18 protein-coding genes are annotated in these 17417 nt (G+C 50.2%); 3 read left to right on the forward strand and 15 right to left on the reverse strand.

Translation table 11 applies throughout. The features are described 5' to 3' along the window. Window positions 1–44: 44 nt before the first annotated feature. Complete coding sequence (gene tesB / locus JNC77_RS00540) at window positions 45–929, reverse strand: acyl-CoA thioesterase II (protein WP_374828783.1); 885 nt, start codon at window positions 927–929, stop codon at window positions 45–47. A 209-nt stretch (window positions 930–1138) separates the two neighbouring features. Between tesB and JNC77_RS00545 the strand changes: the two genes are divergently transcribed. Then, window positions 1139–2395: a ubiquinone biosynthesis hydroxylase gene (locus JNC77_RS00545; protein ID WP_374828784.1), complete on the forward strand. Its 1257-nt coding sequence runs from the start codon at window positions 1139–1141 to the stop codon at window positions 2393–2395. A gap of 78 nt (window positions 2396–2473) precedes the next feature. On the opposite strand, the gene JNC77_RS00550 is transcribed toward JNC77_RS00545, so the two are convergent. From JNC77_RS00550 to rimM, 10 genes are all read right to left on the reverse strand, one after another. Beyond that, window positions 2474–3253 (reverse strand): succinate dehydrogenase iron-sulfur subunit, encoded by a 780-nt coding sequence (locus tag JNC77_RS00550; RefSeq protein ID WP_374828785.1) that lies wholly within the window; start codon window positions 3251–3253, stop codon window positions 2474–2476. Window positions 3254–3268: 15 nt separating this feature from the next. Then, window positions 3269–5125, reverse strand: coding sequence for a succinate dehydrogenase flavoprotein subunit (sdhA, locus tag JNC77_RS00555; RefSeq protein WP_374828786.1), 1857 nt, complete (start codon window positions 5123–5125; stop codon window positions 3269–3271). Window positions 5126–5133: 8 nt separating this feature from the next. Continuing rightward, window positions 5134–5517, reverse strand: coding sequence for a succinate dehydrogenase, hydrophobic membrane anchor protein (gene sdhD, locus JNC77_RS00560; RefSeq protein ID WP_374828787.1), 384 nt, complete (start codon window positions 5515–5517; stop codon window positions 5134–5136). Window positions 5518–5529: 12 nt separating this feature from the next. Beyond that, the gene (gene sdhC / locus JNC77_RS00565; RefSeq protein WP_374830380.1) at window positions 5530–5928 is read right to left on the reverse strand and encodes a succinate dehydrogenase, cytochrome b556 subunit; all 399 of its coding nucleotides are present in this window, start codon (window positions 5926–5928) and stop codon (window positions 5530–5532) included. Window positions 5929–6252: 324 nt separating this feature from the next. Then, complete coding sequence (locus JNC77_RS00570) at window positions 6253–6711, reverse strand: GNAT family N-acetyltransferase (protein ID WP_374828788.1); 459 nt, start codon at window positions 6709–6711, stop codon at window positions 6253–6255. Window positions 6712–6932: 221 nt separating this feature from the next. Next, window positions 6933–8342: a 3-isopropylmalate dehydratase large subunit gene (gene leuC, locus JNC77_RS00575; RefSeq protein ID WP_374828789.1), complete on the reverse strand. Its 1410-nt coding sequence runs from the start codon at window positions 8340–8342 to the stop codon at window positions 6933–6935. A 329-nt stretch (window positions 8343–8671) separates the two neighbouring features. Further along, complete coding sequence (gene rplS / locus JNC77_RS00580; RefSeq protein WP_374828790.1) at window positions 8672–9109, reverse strand: 50S ribosomal protein L19; 438 nt, start codon at window positions 9107–9109, stop codon at window positions 8672–8674. A 217-nt stretch (window positions 9110–9326) separates the two neighbouring features. Then, window positions 9327–9683: a DUF4260 domain-containing protein gene (locus JNC77_RS00585; protein ID WP_374828791.1), complete on the reverse strand. Its 357-nt coding sequence runs from the start codon at window positions 9681–9683 to the stop codon at window positions 9327–9329. Then, window positions 9683–10384: a tRNA (guanosine(37)-N1)-methyltransferase TrmD gene (gene trmD, locus JNC77_RS00590; RefSeq protein ID WP_374828792.1), complete on the reverse strand. Its 702-nt coding sequence runs from the start codon at window positions 10382–10384 to the stop codon at window positions 9683–9685. Before trmD ends, JNC77_RS00585 begins: the two co-directional genes overlap by 1 nt. Before the next feature lie 8 nt (window positions 10385–10392). Next, a complete protein-coding gene (gene rimM / locus JNC77_RS00595; protein ID WP_374828793.1) occupies window positions 10393–10965 on the reverse strand; it encodes a ribosome maturation factor RimM in 573 nt (190 codons plus the stop codon). A 173-nt stretch (window positions 10966–11138) separates the two neighbouring features. Here rimM and JNC77_RS00600 point away from each other — a divergent pair, with 173 nt between their 5' ends. After that, complete coding sequence (locus JNC77_RS00600) at window positions 11139–12095, forward strand: tyrosine recombinase XerC (protein ID WP_374828794.1); 957 nt, start codon at window positions 11139–11141, stop codon at window positions 12093–12095. Between the two features lie 30 nt (window positions 12096–12125). After that, window positions 12126–13181: a TraB/GumN family protein gene (locus JNC77_RS00605; protein WP_374828795.1), complete on the forward strand. Its 1056-nt coding sequence runs from the start codon at window positions 12126–12128 to the stop codon at window positions 13179–13181. 75 nt (window positions 13182–13256) lie between these two features. Here the strand turns inward: JNC77_RS00605 and lpdA are convergent, their stop codons facing one another. The 4 genes from lpdA to odhB all read right to left on the reverse strand — a co-directional run bounded on the left by lpdA (window position 13257) and on the right by odhB (window position 17370). Next, window positions 13257–14663, reverse strand: a complete 1407-nt coding sequence (lpdA, locus tag JNC77_RS00610; RefSeq protein ID WP_374828796.1) for a dihydrolipoyl dehydrogenase — start codon at window positions 14661–14663, stop codon at window positions 13257–13259. A 118-nt stretch (window positions 14664–14781) separates the two neighbouring features. Further along, window positions 14782–15288: a hypothetical protein gene (locus JNC77_RS00615; protein WP_374830382.1), complete on the reverse strand. Its 507-nt coding sequence runs from the start codon at window positions 15286–15288 to the stop codon at window positions 14782–14784. A 114-nt stretch (window positions 15289–15402) separates the two neighbouring features. After that, window positions 15403–16062, reverse strand: a complete 660-nt coding sequence (locus tag JNC77_RS00620; RefSeq protein ID WP_374828797.1) for a LysE family translocator — start codon at window positions 16060–16062, stop codon at window positions 15403–15405. A gap of 81 nt (window positions 16063–16143) precedes the next feature. Continuing rightward, window positions 16144–17370 (reverse strand): 2-oxoglutarate dehydrogenase complex dihydrolipoyllysine-residue succinyltransferase, encoded by a 1227-nt coding sequence (odhB, locus tag JNC77_RS00625; RefSeq protein WP_374828798.1) that lies wholly within the window; start codon window positions 17368–17370, stop codon window positions 16144–16146. Window positions 17371–17417: the final 47 nt, after the last annotated feature.

A 17417-nucleotide genomic window follows, 5' to 3' on the forward strand; every position in this document is an offset into this window, starting at 1 on the left:
ACTACAATATTCAATTTAAATATCAGCATGCACCTCAATGTTTATCAACGCAGCCGGATTAAGCCTTCCTGCGTGACCGATGCAATCAATATGCCGTCGCGGGTATAGAAAGAGCCGCGCGTAAAACCACGTGCACCGGAAGCACTTGGGCTATCTTGTGTATAAAGCAGCCAATCATCCAGTTTGCATGGCCGATGAAACCACATCGAATGATCGAGGCTCGCAACTTGCAAATCAGGATCAAAAATCGAACGTCCATGTGCAAATAGTGATGTATCAAGCAATGTCATATCCGACAGATAAGCCAGTACTGCCGCCTGCAATGTACGCTCATCCGGCACCGCATCCAATGCACGCACCCAAACCTGCTGACGTGGCTCCAGTTTTTCGCGCGAAAAATAATGGTCAAGCGATACCGGCTTGATTTCAATCGGGCGTTCACGCTCCCAATATTTACGCACAGCCGGTGGTGCATTGTTCAAAATCTTAGCTTTGATATCACTGTCGCTGAGTAATGCTTCCGGCAAAGCAACACCGGACGGCATCGCTATTTGATGATCAAGCCCCGGCTCGTCCAATTGAAAGGATGCCGAAAGCGTAAAAATGTCTTTCCCATGCTGCTTCGCCAGGACATGGCGCGTAGCAAAACTGGAACCATCCCTAATCCTATCCACCTCGTAAATAATCGGAATAGACGGATCCCCCGGCCGCATGAAATAGCCATGCAGTGAGTGGACATATTTATTGCTGTCGACTGTGCGCTGTGCCGCAACAAGTGCCTGCCCGATCACCTGCCCGCCAAATACGCGCTGCCAGCCTACTTGCGGGCTGTTGCCACGAAAAAGATTATGCTCAAGCACCTCCAGATCAAGAATGGTGAGAAGCTTCTGCATGGCAGTTGGATTTTCTTCATTCAATTGAGACGACATAAAAAAGACAACTCCCCATACATATATAAGGGTTTAAAGTTTTTGAGCGATGAGCATAACATCAGTGCTTAAAGCACCTTAATATTAAAGACAGGCACGCAAAATGCGTCAAAACTGCTGCGACAACAAGCTATGCCTTTTACTTGTGATATCATGTAGTAAATGCGAATATGCACAAGCGCATAGCAACTGCAAAAAGGATGCCGGAGATGACCGTCAAAAAGAGCCAAGCCAAAACAGAACCTGCTGATTTGACAGCCGATCTGGTTATTGCGGGCGCAGGCTATGTCGGGCTTACCACTGCCGTTGCCGTTAAAGCCGCTTCACCACATTTAAATGTCACCATAGTTGACGGCGCACCTGCTGGCACATGGAAAAAAGACCCGCGCGCCTCCGCCATTGCCGCTGCTGCCTCGCGTATGCTCGACCAGCTTGGTTGCTGGGCAGAAATTTTACCTGATGCCGAGCCGATCACTGAAATGGTGATTACCGATTCACGTACATCCGACCCTGTGCGTCCGGTCTTTTTGACCTTTGACGGCGAAGTGGAGCCGGGTGAACCATTTGCGCATATGGTGGAAAATCGTATTCTCAATGGTGCCTTGCATAAACGTGCGAGTGCATTGGGCATTCAATTTATTGAAGCCACCAGTGTGGATGGCTTTGATACGCTGCCGCAAGAAGTACAGGTTCACCTTTCATCTGGTAAAACCATTCACACCAAACTGCTGGTGGCAGCTGACGGTGCAAAATCGAAATTGCGCGATCTTGCCGGCATTAAAACCGTTGATTGGGACTATGGACAGTCTGGTATTGTTTGTAACGTTTCCCATGAAAAGCCGCATGATGGCGTGGCCATCGAACATTTCTTGCCCTCCGGTCCTTTTGCAATTCTGCCGCTCAAAGGCAATCGCTGTTCATTGGTTTGGTCAGAGCGCACCGCCGATGCCGAGCGTTTGATTAAAGAAGATGATTTTATCTTCGAAGCAGAACTCGAGCAACGCTTCGGTCATCATCTGGGGCCATTACGCGTTGACGGCATGAAACGCGCGTTTCCGCTCGGCCTCTCACTGTCGCGTGAATTCGTCAAGCCTCGTTTTGCGCTCGTTGGCGATGCAGCACACCGCATTCATCCGGTGGCAGGCCAAGGCTTGAACCTTGGTTTTAAAGATGCTGCAGCATTGGCACAGGTGATTGTCGAGACCGACCGTCTGGGACTCGATATCGGCTCATTCGCAGCACTGGAGCGTTATCAGGCATGGCGTCGCTTTGATACAGTGCGTATGGGCGCTACCAGTGACGTTTTGACCAGATTGTTCTCCAACGATCATCTGGCTCTGCGCACCGCCCGCACAATTGGTTTGGGATTGGTCGATCGCCTGCCGGTATTGAAGCAGTTTTTCATTCGCCAGGCTTCCGGCCTGACACAAGATATCCCGCGCCTTTTGCAAGGCGAACAAATCTAAATCAACGGATTTTAAATACAAAAAAGGCAGGGATTTCCCTGCCTTTTTTGTTAAAATGGGTAAAATTGATTGCCGCGATTACACGCGGCGCTCGACCATCATCTTCTTGATTTCGGCAATCGCCTTCGCAGGATTCAGACCCTTAGGGCAAGTCTGCGCACAGTTCATAATCGTGTGGCAACGATAGAGACGGAATGGATCTTCAAGATTATCCAAACGCTCACCCTTTGCCTCATCGCGACTGTCGATCAACCAGCGATAAGCCTGCAACAGCACGGCAGGGCCTAAATAGCGATCGCCATTCCACCAATAACTTGGGCAAGATGTCGAGCAGCAAGCACACAGAATGCACTCATACAGGCCATCAAGCTTGGCGCGATCCTCATGGCTCTGCAGCCACTCTTTCGCAGGCTCAGGCGATACAGTCTTGAGCCATGGCTCAATGGAGCGGTGCTGGGCATAGAAAGTGCTCATGTCAGGGATCAAATCCTTGACCACTTTCATGTGCGGCAGAGGATAAACCTTAACCGTGCCCTTGATCTCGTCCATCCCCTTGGTACAGGCAAGCGTATTGGCACCGTCAATATTCATGGCGCATGAGCCGCAAATACCTTCACGGCATGAACGGCGCAGGGTCAGGGTCGGGTCAACTTTATTTTTGATCCAAAGCAGACCATCCAGAACCATCGGGCCGCAATCATCGCGATCGACGAAATAGGTATCCATGCGCGGATTTTCATCATCATCCGGCGACCAGCGATAAATTTTAAACTCTTTCAGATTATTCGAACCGCTTAGGCGCTCCCAGGTCTTACCCTGCTTAATCTGCGAATTCTTGGGAAGTGCTAACTCAGCCAATGCTCTGTCCCCCGATCAATATACACGCGCTTTTGGCGCGATTTTTTCAAGACTGATACCACCGTCTTCTTCTTTGACCAGCGGTTCAACCTGTACCGGACGATAGCCAAGCTTGACGTCGCCATTTTCAGATAACCATGACAGCGAATGCTTGCGCCAATTAACGTCGTCACGATCCGGATAATCCTCATGCGCATGTGCGCCGCGGCTTTCCTTACGGGCTTCCGCTGCCACCACAGTGGTGATCGCGTTGGCCATCAGGTTTTCCAGTTCCAGTGTTTCCACCAGATCGGAGTTCCAGATCATGGAACGGTCGGTGACTTTAATATCCGGCATTTCCTTCCAGATGGCGGCCATACGGACGCAGCCTTCCTTCAGGGATTCGGATGTGCGGAACACTGCCGCTTCTTCCTGCATCGTGCGCTGCATCTTGTCACGCAGCACCGCAGTCGGAATAGAACCATCGGCAAAGCGCAAACGGTCAAAGCGTTCCATAATCACATCACAAGCCGCTTCATTGAGCGGCGGAATTTTTGCATCACGGTCGATCACTTCACCGGCACGGATCGCAGCCGCACGGCCAAAGACCACCAAGTCGATCAGCGAGTTGGAGCCAAGGCGGTTTGCACCGTGAACGGAAGCACAACCGGCTTCACCAACAGCCATCAGACCCGGCTGGACGCGATGCGGATCAGCTTCGGTCGGATTGAGCACTTCACCCCAATAGTTGGTCGGAATACCGCCCATATTGTAGTGAACGGTCGGGATAACCGGAATTGGCTCCTTGGTCAGGTCAACGCCGGCAAAAATTTTGGCGCTTTCCGAAATACCCGGCAAACGCTCATGCAGAACAGCCGGATCAAGATGATCAAGGTGCAGATAGATATGGTCTTTATCTTTACCAACGCCGCGGCCAGCGCGGATTTCCAGCGTCATACAACGCGAGACAACATCACGGGATGCCAGATCTTTTGCAGAAGGTGCATAACGCTCCATGAAGCGCTCGCCTTCCGAGTTGACCAAATAGCCGCCTTCACCGCGCGCACCTTCGGTAATCAGGCAGCCTGCGCCGTAAATACCGGTCGGGTGGAACTGAACAAATTCCATATCCTGCAAAGGCAGACCCGCACGTGCCACCATACCGCCACCGTCACCGGTGCAAGTATGCGCAGATGTCGCGGAGAAATAAGCACGGCCATAACCACCGGTTGCCAGCACAACCATTTTCGCGGTGAAGCGATGAATGGTTCCGTCATCGAGATTCCATGCCACTACGCCGGTGCAAACACCATCGGTCATGATCAGATCGAGCGCGAAATATTCAATGAAGAACTGCGCGTTGTTTTTCAGCGACTGGCCGTAAAGCGTGTGCAAAATGGCGTGACCGGTACGGTCAGCAGCAGCACATGTGCGCTGTACTGGCGGTCCATCACCAAAATTCTGCATATGGCCACCGAAAGGGCGCTGATAAATCTTGCCTTCTTCGGTACGCGAGAATGGCACACCGTAATGTTCCAGTTCATAAACCGCGGCTGGTGCTTCACGCGCCAGATATTCCATCGCGTCCATATCGCCGAGCCAGTCCGAACCTTTGACGGTATCGTACATGTGCCACTGCCATGAATCAGGACCCATATTGCAAAGTGATGCCGCAATACCGCCTTGTGCGGCAACAGTGTGCGAACGGGTCGGGAAAACCTTGGTGATACAAGCTGTTTTAAAGCCCTGCTCAGCCATACCGAGCGTTGCGCGCAAGCCCGCACCACCGGCACCGACAACAACCACATCAAATTTATGGTCGACATAAGTATAAGTGCGACCACCAAATTTAACTTTATCAGCGCCTGCTGCGTTATTTTCTGTTTTAGCCATCGGGCTTATCAACCTCCGAAGCTCAGTTTGAGGATCGCGAATATACCGGCAAAGCCAATCACAAATGAGAAGAATGTGTTGAGCATAACCAGCAGGATCTTCAAACCTTCGCTATGTATGTAATCTTCCACAACCACCTGCATGCCAAGTCGCATGTGGTAAGCACCGGTAACAATAAACAAGGCCATCACAATAGCGATGACCGGATGTCCGAGCGCTGCTTTTACTGTTTCATAATCTGCGCCATGCAGGGATGCGACCAGACCAACAAAGAACAACACCAGCGGCACCAGTGCTACAGCACTCATGCGCTGCGCCCAGAAATGACCGGTGCCTTCTTTGGCGGAGCCAAGTCCACGAACCTTACCAAGAGGAGTACGCATATCTTTCATAGTCATATCCTTTTAGCGCATCGCATAAGCGATGACCCAAACCAGCGCGGTTGCGGCCAGAGAGAAAATCAACGATGCCCATGCGATTTTAGAAGCTGTGTGCTTGTCCATCGCCGCACCCATATCCCAAATGAAGTGACGCACGCCGCCAGCCAGATGGTGCAATAATGCCCATGTGTAGCAAAACAGAATTAAGCGGCCGATAATCGAACCATAGACGGCATTGACCAGATTGAAACAATCTTCACTGATGGCAGCAGACAACAGCCAGATTGTAAAAAGCACAGTACCGCCATAAAGCGCGATACCTGTCAGGCGGTGAATGGTCGACATGGCCATGGTGATGGTCCAGCGATACACCGACAAATGGGGCGATAAAGGGCGCTGACGCGTTGATGTGGTTTGTGTCATGGCTTTTCGTAGGCTTCCCTTGCGTAACGTCCCGATCATGGTGGTTCGTGTGGAAACGAAACTCAAACATTGGCGCGCATTCCAATCCTCATCTGCGCGCCCGATCGGGTAAAATACGTTGAGACCGCAAAATGCGATCATCTACAGGTGGTTTACTGCTCTTTTGTTACCGCGTCAAAGACGCTTTTGGCTTAGATTTAAACATTTGGTCGCAGCTTTTGTGAAAATCAGCCATTCAGAGCGCTTCAATCGGTTAAAACTGTAAGCTGACAAAAATTGATGATTTTTATCAAGTTTTTAAGGTCGATTGATAAGCGTCCAATTTCAGTTGCCAAAACGAATCACATAGCTTGACCAGTCGGCAGCCGTTGCCACTTGCTCGTAAAGTTTGCGTCCGTCTTCCGGTACACGAGGGGCATTCAGCATCAGTTTGCTCCAGCCGCGCTCTTCCGCTTTATCGGCAAGCACATCAATCAAAGCTTTGGCGATGCCTTTGCCACGATGGTCGTGATGCACATAAATGTGATCGACCTGACCAGCACGCATACCCGAAACCGGCTCTGGCAAATCATAGAAAATTGTAAAACCGACAATCTCGCCATTCAGCCGCGCACCCAAAATTTCCGCGCTTCTGTCCTGCAACAAATTTTCGGCATAATATTCATCAGGACGACGCGGCGCGCCGCGCTTCAAAGCTTGCGCATAACTTGCCAGCAAAGGTGCAAATTCATGGGCATCACGCAAATGCAATAAAGCAATATCAAAAGCATGCTCATTCGACATGATAGTCAGTCCTCCAAATCATATATGCTTAGTCAGCATAAACCAGTTTCAAGAACGATAGTCTTGTTATTATAAACTGACTTATCTTCTAGAGCATTACAGACAAAAGTGCGAAGTGCTTTTACACCACGGATAAAAGGTAGCAAATTTGTTTGTGACACCATAATAAAAAAGGGCGCAGCCTGAACTGCACCCTTTTGAAATCAAAGCACCTGTGGTGATTATTTCCAATCACGGATATCAACAAACCGTCCTGCAACTGCCGCAGCTGCTGCCATCGCAGGTGACACCAGATGGGTGCGGCCTTTAAAGCCCTGACGACCTTCAAAGTTACGGTTGGAGGTGGAAGCACAACGCTCACCCGGAGCCAAACGGTCATCATTCATCGCCAAGCACATCGAACAACCCGGTTCACGCCAGTCAAAGCCTGCCTCAATGAAAATCTTGTCCAGACCTTCAGCTTCCGCCATCTCTTTGACCAAACCAGAGCCCGGCACAATCATCGCGCTCACAGTGGAAGCCACTTTTTTGCCTTCAACCATGCGGGCTGCATCGCGCAAATCTTCAATACGGCCATTGGTGCATGAACCGATAAAGACACGGTCAATCGTTATATCGGTGATCTTGGTGCCCGGTTTCAGATCCATATATTCCAATGCGCGCCATTTGGACGAACGCTTGGTATCATCCTGAATATCATCAGGATTAGGAACCACGTCGGTTACAAAAACCACATCTTCAGGTGAAGAACCCCATGTCACGACCGGAGAAATTTCCGCCGCGTCAAGTGTTACGATTTTATCGAAATGCGCACCTTCGTCCGAATGGAGCGTTTTCCAATAATTGACGGCCTGTTCGAACTGCTCACCCTTAGGTGCACGCGGCTTGCCGTGAATATATTCAAATGTTGTCTTGTCCGGCGCAATCAGACCAGCACGTGCACCACCTTCAATCGACATGTTGCAGACGGTCATACGGCCTTCCATCGACAATGACGTGATCGCATCACCGGCATATTCAATCACATAACCGGTACCGCCGGCGGTGCCAATTTTACCGATGATTGCCAATGTAATGTCTTTAGCGGTTACACCTGCTGCCAGTTTGCCATCCACACGCACCAGCATGTTTTTGGCTTTTTTCTGGATCAGTGTTTGCGTCGCCAGTACATGTTCTACTTCTGAGGTACCGATACCATGTGCAAGTGAGCCAAAAGCACCATGGGTTGAAGTATGGCTGTCACCGCACACAATGGTCATGCCCGGCAGGGTAAAACCCTGTTCAGGGCCAACGATGTGCACAACGCCCTGACGCTTGTCGCGTTCGGAATAATATTCAACGCCGAAGTCGGCAGCGTTTTTCGCCAGCGCTTCAACCTGAATACGGCTTTCTTCGTTTTTAATGCCGTTCACACGGTCAGGCGAAGTTGGCACATTATGGTCAACCACAGCCAGTGTGCGCTCCGGATGACGAACCTTACGGCCTGTCATACGCAGGCCTTCAAAAGCCTGCGGGCTTGTCACTTCATGGACAAGGTGGCGGTCAATATAGAGGAGGCAGGTACCATCATCCTGCTGATCCACCAGGTGATCGTCCCAAATCTTGTCATAAAGTGTACGCGGCGCGCTCATTACGGAGTTTCCTTTGAACGGTTCTAGAAATAATGTCTGTCATATGCACCGACAGCACGGTTTCGTCAAGAAACAGCAAGCGCAACAGGGTGTCGCAGCAAGATTCCGAAACAAAACCAGCCGAAAACATGCAAAAAACTTCGTTTGCATCTTTATTATAGCAGAATTACGACAGTGAAGAATAGCGAAAAACGCATCAAACCCAGCAGTTTCAGGCAATCGAAGGCGGGTTAAAAGGCCGCACTTGTTATAATTTCAGCAACTCAGTCTTTCCAGACAACAAAAAAGGCGACCCTTGGGTCGCCTTTTTATGCAAATTTTTGCAGATCTTATTTAGCGGCAGCAGCTTTTGCAGCGGCTTCCTTAGCAGCAGCAAGCTTGTCAGCTTCGCGTTCTGCTTTGGTGCGGTTGTCTTTCTTCTCGGCAATACGAGCGGCTTTACCGGTCAGACCGCGCAGATAGTAGAGTTTCGCGCGACGTACTTTACCGCGACGAACAACTTCCACAGCTTCAACCAGCGGGGAATAAACTGGGAATACGCGTTCAACGCCTTCACCGTAAGAGATTTTACGAACTGTGAAGTTTTCGTTGAGGCCTGCACCAGCGCGTGCAATGCAAACGCCTTCGTAAGCCTGTACACGGGTACGTGTACCTTCAGTTACGCGAACCATAACACGTACAGTGTCACCTGGCTGAAAATCTGGCAGCTTGCGCTTTTCTTCGATTTTGGCAACCTGTTCAGCGTTGAGCTGGCTAATGATATCCATCGTTCTGATCCTTAGTAGTTCTTCTCAAACAGCCAGAGCGCCCAACGCTTCATTTACAGCAACATGGCCGCAAATTTATGCTTTTCAGCAGGGGCGGTTCACCATTTATTGATTTAGCGAACGTCCGGATTCTTCCGGAACTGGCGTCGCAATACACTATTAGCCCGGTTTAATCAACTCTGTCTGCACAAGCAGCACGTAAGTTTTCATGGCTTTATTATTTTTGTCGTCCAATGCGTCCCATATGAGTATCTTGAAAAGATGAGGCATATTTAAGCCCGTAACCCAGCATCCGGTCGAAAGCGATATGGGCAAACCAGATCAGCATATAAGGCCACAACCATTCCTGATCGAAGATATGGATGAATGTGGCCAAAGCGATCACACCCAAAAAACTATGGCCGATATTATAAATCACCGCGCCGGCGCGATTGCCGAAAACATAGCCGAGCATGGTCAAATCCGGCAGCAGAAAACAGAGGGCAAACAGCCACCAGCTTGCGCCGCTGAGCGCATAAAACCATAAAGCAATCAGTAAAACTGCCCCATATTCTACACGGCGCAAAACTTTCATTATTTCTTGATGCCTTTGAAAGCCGCCCATAAGTCAGGACGGCGTGCCTTGGTGATTTCTTCAGCCTGTGCGCGGCGCCATTTATCAATCGCTCCATGATTGCCGGAGGTTAACACCTCAGGAATGGAGCGCCCTTCCCACACTTGCGGACGGGTGTAATGCGGATGCTCCAACAACCCCGTTTCAAAGCTTTCGGTTTCGCCTGATTCCTGATTTCCCATCACACCCGGAAGTAAACGTACGATAGCATCGAGAAGCACAATCGCTGCCGTTTCACCACCCGATAAAATATAATCGCCGATAGATATTTCTTCCAGCTCGCGGCTTTCAATCACCCGCTCGTCCAAGCCTTCAAAGCGGCCACATATGATGATCGCGCCCTCACCTGCCGCCAGTTCACGCACACGTTTTTGCGTCAAAGGCTTGCCGCGCGGGCTCATCAGCAATTTCGGACGGTGATCGGCAACCGAATCGATGGCTCGCGCCACCACATCCGCTTTCATCACCATACCGGCGCCACCACCCGATGGCGTATCATCCACCATGCGATGCTTGTCTTCGGCAAAATCACGAATCTGCACCGTTTCCAACGACCATTTGGCATCATTCAAGGCTTTACCGGCCAAGGACACGCCCAAAGGGCCTGGAAACATTTCCGGATAGAGCGTCAGCACCGATGCACGAAATTTTTTAAGTGTCATATCAGCGCTCATACGTCACGATCACGTTCATCGTCATAGCCATCTTCAGGATAGTCATCATCCTGATTAGCAATGAGGCCAGCAGCATAAGGGTCAACGATGATCTTGCCATTGGTCAGATCAATCTCGGTCACCGCTGCTTCTGTAAACGGAATAAGCATTGGTTTTCGCCCTGTCAGGCGCAGTTCAATCAGATCACCACCGCCAAAATCAAACAAAGCATGGACGCGACCATGATTATTGCCTTGCCTGTCATAGGCTTGTAAGCCAATCAGATCGGCATAATAAAATTCGTCATCATCCAGATCTTCCGCCAATTGCGAACGATCAATAAACAATTCCGTGCCGTTCAGGGCTTCTGCCGCGTTACGGTCATTGATACCGCGAAAGCGAACGATGACCACATTTTTGGCATTGCGCACATCCAACACTTCATAGGATTTGCCCTGCTTGTCATACAGCAGACCATAGTCACCGATCGCCAACGGATCTTCCGTATAGGGTTTGACACGCACTTCACCACGTATGCCGTGTGCAGCACCGATAACGGCGAGTTGGACAGGATTTTCCGGACGCGACATGATGGTTCCTAACATTCATCAAAGAGTTTGCTTCCGATTAACCAATATTCAGGCAAAGTCCAAGATAATTGCAAGATAATTGATTGAGAAAAATAATATGTAAGCTCTGAGTAATAACTCAATGGCACAATAGTTGCATCGCTTAATTTATCAAACGGCGCATTTTCAAAACCATGACCACAGGTTCCAAATCACAAGAATTTCTGATCCCCGCCCGTGCGGATTTGCAAGCTGCGCGTGAGGAGTGGTTGAGAACGCTCAGCGAAACACGCCGCCTTTCCGACAATACTTTGCAAGCCTATGAGCGCGACACACGCCAGTTCCTGCAATTCTTGACCGGCCATTTGGGTGAGCCGCCAAGCCTGAAAGATGTCAGCGCATTGCGCGTTGCCGATTTGCGCTCATTTTTAGCCAATCGCCGCAATGATGGTGCGGGGGCACGTACACTTGGGCGCGGCCTTGCCGGTGTGCGTTCGCTGTTGCGCCATCTGGAGCGTCGCGGCCTTGCCAATGCGGCCGGTGCCAGCGCCATCCGTGCGCCCAAACAACCCAAATCTTTGCCGAAACCTTTGACCACCCAAGATGCGCTTAAAGTCGTCAACACGATGGAACAGCTCGCGGAAGAGCCGTGGATTGCTGCGCGCAATGCAGCAGTACTGACGCTGCTTTACGGCTGTGGTTTGCGTATTTCTGAAGCACTCAATCTTAATGGTGATGCATTACTTGACGATAAAGAGCGTTCAATCGTGCTCACCGGTAAAGGTGGCAAAAGCCGGATGGTGCCGCTATTGCCCGTTATCCACCGTGCCGTTGCCGAATACCGCAAACTTTGCCCATATGATTTAAGTGCCGATCAACCGCTTTTTCGCGGTGCCAAAGGCGGGCGTTTACAGCAAGGTATCATCCAGCGAGAAATGCAAAAAATGCGTGGTGCCTTGGGGCTTCCAGACAGCGCCACGCCGCACGCTTTGCGCCACTCTTTTGCTACCCATTTATTAGGCCGTGGCGGTGATTTGCGTACTATTCAGGAACTGCTCGGCCATGCCAGCCTTTCCACCACACAGGTCTATACCGGTGTGGACACCGACCGCTTGCTGGAAATTTACGATAAAGCGCATCCGCGTATGTAATTTTGTGAGTTTCAAGCCTATATTCGCCCCATGAAAAACATATGGCATATCTTCAAAACCTTCGCGCGTTTTTTAACGCTTAGTCTTTTATTTGCCGCCGGCACATTTGCTTTCACGCAAAAAACCTATGCACAAGAAACGCAGACCAAAAGTTGTAAGCCTACCAAAAATCTGCTGCCGGATTTTATCAAATCCCATCCCGACACCTATCAAAAGCTGGAAGCACAGGCAGCAGATACACCCAATCATTCCGGCCTGCTGTGGAAAATCACCAAGCCGAATGTCAAACCCTCTTATCTTTTCGGCACGATGCATTTAAGCGATCCTCGCATTTCCAATGCGCCTGCCCCCGTTTTGGCATTGCTGGACAAAGCCGAAACCATGATCATCGAAACAACCGATGTTATGGATCCTGCATTTCTGCTTAAAATTCTAAACACCCAGCCTGATCTCATTCAGATGCAGGGCGAAAATAGGTTGTCCAAGCTGTTTTCCGATGAGGAACAAGCAGAAATGCGAGAGCGGCTTGTTAAGCGCAATCTCAGCTTCGCCGTCTTCGACAGGCTGCAGCCGTGGATAGTCACCAATCTACTCAGCATACCGCAATGCGAAAGCGTATATCAGGCACAAGGCGAAGTGGCGCTTGATTTGAAATTAGCCAAACGCGCTCAAGATCAGGATAAATATCTGGTTGGCTTGGAAACAGCGGCAGAGCAACTGGAAGCGATGAAAGCCTTACCCATGGAGTTTCACCACAAGGGCTTGCTCGCGAGTGTTCGTGCCCTTGATGAGATTGATGACTTCATGGAAACGCTCACGCATCTTTATCTAAGCGGGCGTATCGGCCTGATGGCACCGCTGTTGCAAGCTCTCGATGAAGACGGGCTTGACGATGAAGATTATCAAAAGTTTGAAGCGATCATGGTCACCAAGCGCAACCACAATATGGTAGAACGCGGTCTCACATTTTTCAATCACGGCGATGTCTTTATGGCCGTTGGCGCGCTGCATTTACCGGGTGACGACGGCCTTGTAGAATTGTTGCGGGCACAAGGATTTACAGTCGAGAATGTGCCGCTGAACTAACACCCCCGCCACATATCAAGGCAATAAAAAAGCCCGGATGTAACATCCGGGCTTTTCTTATTTGCACGATGCAAATTACATATGGATCGGCTTGCCGAAGGTCGCCATTGCAGATTCACGCACTGCTTCCGACATGGTTGGATGTGCATGGCAGGTACGTGCGAGATCTTCCGACGAGCCGCCAAATTCCATCAACACAGCCAGTTCATGGATCATTTCACCGGCATTGTAACCAAGGATATGCGCGCCCAGAACTTTGTCAGTAGCTTTATCAGCAAGGATTTTTACAAAACCATCGGTATGCTGCATTGCACGTGCACGGCCATTAGCGGTGAACGGGAATTTGCCGACTTTATATTCGATGCCGGCAGCTTTCAATTCTTCTTCGGTTTTACCAACAGAAGCGACTTCTGGCTGGGTGTAAACAACGCCCGGAATGACGTCGTAATTAACGTGTCCAGCCTGACCGGCGATCAATTCAGCAACGGCCACACCTTCGTCTTCAGCCTTATGCGCCAGCATCGGGCCTTTCACCACGTCACCGATGGCATATATACCGGCAACATTGGTCTGCCAATGATCGTTGATCGCAACGCGGCCACGTTCATCAAGCGCCACGCCTGCCTCTTGAAGACCCAAACCATCGGTGTAAGGACGACGACCGGTTGCAACCAGCACCACATCAGCTTCGAGCACTTGCTCCTCGCCGCCTTTAACCGGCGAATAGGTCACTTTCGCGCCCTTACCGGCTTTTTCAACACCGGTTACTTTCGCACCCAGCTTGAAAACAAGACCCTGCTTTTCCATCATGCGCTGGAAATGTTTGGACACATCACCGTCCATCGCACCCAAGACCTTGTCGAGATATTCAACAACGGTGACCTTGGTGCCAAGACGTGACCAGACAGAACCCAGTTCCAGACCGATCACACCGCCGCCCACGACGATCATGCTTTCCGGTACTTTTTCGAAAGCAAGAGCACCGGTTGAGGAAACAATGATCTTTTCATCAAAAGCAACATCAACACCCGGAATACCGGCAACATCGGAGCCGGTTGCGATGATGATGTTTTTGGTGGTCAGTTCTTCAACTTTACCATCTTCGGATGTAACTGAAACTTTGCCCTGAGCAACTACTTTACCGGTACCGGTGAAGGCAGTGATTTTGTTTTTCTTAAACAGAAACTCAACGCCGGTAACGTTTGCTTTGACAGTATTGTCTTTATGCGCCAGCATTTTTTCCAAATTCAGCTTTGGCTTGCTGACTTCAACGCCGAGCGTATCAAAAGAATGACCGGCTTCTTCATAAACTTCAGAGGCATGCAGAAGTGCCTTTGAAGGAATGCAGCCAACATTGAGGCAGGTGCCGCCATATGTCTTACGCTTTTCAATAACCGCTACTTTAAGGCCTAACTGCGCGGCTTTAATAGCTGCAACATAACCGCCCGGTCCGGTTCCGATGACGACGACATCGTAAGACATTCAATAATCCTCTTTATTTTCAACGCGAGCAAAACTGCTCTTTGATTGTTGGTAACTCACGTTTTCGATAACAATGAGCTATTGCTATTCACACCTGCCTTGTCAGGCAGTTTTAAACTTATTCTTCTTCCTGTGTGCAGGTTTTGAAGCGGAACGCTTCCCATGTCAGCGGTTGCTTTGGTTTGGCCGCGCCAAAATCATAAACATCCAGTGCACCAAGCAAATCCGGAAACAGCACTGTCTGGGCAGCTGGTTCTTCAGCCTTTGGCAACGGCTCGGCTTCGGCTGTTTCTTTCAAGGCATAAACAACGCCCTGCCAAATGCTGCAATCGTCCAGATCTTCAGATGATGCACCCGCACCGCCGCAATTATACATAATCATTGCCAGCGGACGCTTGACCGTTTCTTCCGGCCAAACCACTAAACCGGTCAGTTTGAAATCCGGATTTTCATTGGAGACAATTATAAATTCATTGGTCGGAGCCGGACTAAAATTTAGATCATTCGGCTCTTCTGGACGAAAAGTCAGGGTGTAATTATCATCGCGATCTGTATAGACCGCGCGATTTTGCATACAGGCAGCAAAGGCGCTTGTAGGAGCCGCCACAATGCCTGCCAATAACATCACAGAAGCAGTTTTAAAAATCCTGCGATAACAGCTCATATGTTTTCTCCTCGGGTTACCCGTCATTCATGCAAATCCCCGCTATTCATACAAATCATCGAAAATTACATGCTTTTACATATGGGCCTTTTCTGTGGCCAGTTTCAGTCCGAGCGCGATAAAAACCACACCGCTTGCCCGATCAATCATTTTACCCATCCGCGCAAATGCAGCCTGCATATGCGGCGTTGTCATGAACAATGACACACAAACAAACCAGCTAATCAGGCAGATGGCCATCAGCACCCCATAGCCAAGCTTGATCTCTGTCGGCGTGCCAACGCTGACCACAGTTGAAAAGATCGAAAGGAAGAAAAACACAGCCTTCGGATTAAGCGCATTAGCTGCAAAACCAAGGCTGAAAGCCTTCATAAAACCCTGCTGTTTTACTGAGATTTTTGATGCATTTTGCGCATTCCCCTCAGGGCTGATTTGTACAAAACCACCTGATGAACGCAAAGCCTTGATGCCGATATAGACCAGATAAGCTACACCGCACCATTTCACCAGATTAAACAGATAGATTGATTTGGAGATAATAAGACCGAGCCCCAGCACGGTATAGCTCACATGCATCATCAACGCAGCACCAATGCCAAAACTGGTGATAATCGCTTGTTTGCGGCCATGCACCATGGCTTGTCGCATCACCATAGCCAAATCAGCGCCGGGCGAGATCACTGCAAAAGCAAAAATCGCCATCAATGATGCCAGTTCGATCAGGTATGCGTACATGGTTCTGACCCGATAAAGTGCGACGAAACAAACATTCAAGAGAATGAGCGGCGGCTATGATAGCCACCGCTCTTATAAAGATTAAAGATCGAGAACCAGACGTTCCGGATCTTCCAGGCTATCCTTGACGCGAACGAGGAAAGTCACGGCTTCCTTGCCATCAACGATACGGTGGTCATAAGACAGCGCCAGATACATCATCGGACGGATAACGATCTGACCGCCGACAACAACCGGACGTTCTTGAATCTTGTGCATGCCGAGGATACCCGACTGCGGTGCATTAAGGATCGGCGACGACATCAGCGAGCCATAAACACCACCATTGGTGATGGTGAATGTGCCGCCCTGCATGTCAGCCACAGAAAGCGAACCATCACGGGCAGATTTGGCCAAACGTCCCAGTTCTTTTTCAACGCCTGCAATCGACAGCTGGTCAGCATCGCGGATAACCGGAACGACCAGACCTTTGTCGGTACCAACAGCCATCCCCACATGAGCGAAGTTCTTGTAGATGATGTCGTTGCCGTCGATCTCAGCGTTAACAGCCGGAATTTCTTTCAAAGCATGCGTTACAGCTTTGGTGAAGAAGCCCATAAAGCCGAGCTTCACGCCGTGTTTCTTCTCAAAGATATCCTTGTAACGCTTGCGCAGATCCATAACCGCAGACATATCCACTTCGTTGTAAGTGGTGAGCATGGCGGCCGTGTTTTGCGCGTCTTTCAAACGACGTGCAATGGTCTGGCGCAGGCGGGTCATTTTCACGCGTTCTTCGCGCGCTTCATCACCGGCAGGTGAAGCTGCACGTGCAACAGCAGGCGCAGCAACAGGTGCAGCAGCAATGCCCTTGGCGACGGCATCAAGCACATCACCTTTCAGCACCTGACCACGCTTGCCGGAACCGGCAACCTGATCAGCGGCAAGGCCGCTTTCAGCCAAAAGCTTGGCAGCAGATGGTGCTGGAGCCATTGCCGGGCCAGAGGATGCAAGGCCGGTTGACGCTGCAACAGGTGCAGCGGCAGTGGCAGGTGCGCTAGCTGCTGGTTTTGGTGCGGCTGCAACAGCTGCACCATCAGTGGAAATCTGGCCGAGAAGAGCGTTTACTTCAACAGTATCGCCTTCCTGTGCGGTGATTTCTGCCAGAACGCCGGCAACAGCAGCTGGAACTTCAATCGTAACTTTATCGGTTTCCAGTTCGACAAGCGGTTCATCGAGAGCGACAGCTTCGCCGACTTTTTTGAACCATTTGCCAATGGTTGCCTCAGAGACGGATTCCCCAAGTGTAGGAACGCGGATTTCGGTGGCCATGGTTTTATCTTCCGTTGATCTCAAGTCTGAAAATTCTGATGAAAGGC

Source organism: Paenochrobactrum pullorum (assembly GCF_041929845.1).
GTDB lineage: Bacteria > Pseudomonadota > Alphaproteobacteria > Rhizobiales > Rhizobiaceae > Paenochrobactrum > Paenochrobactrum pullorum.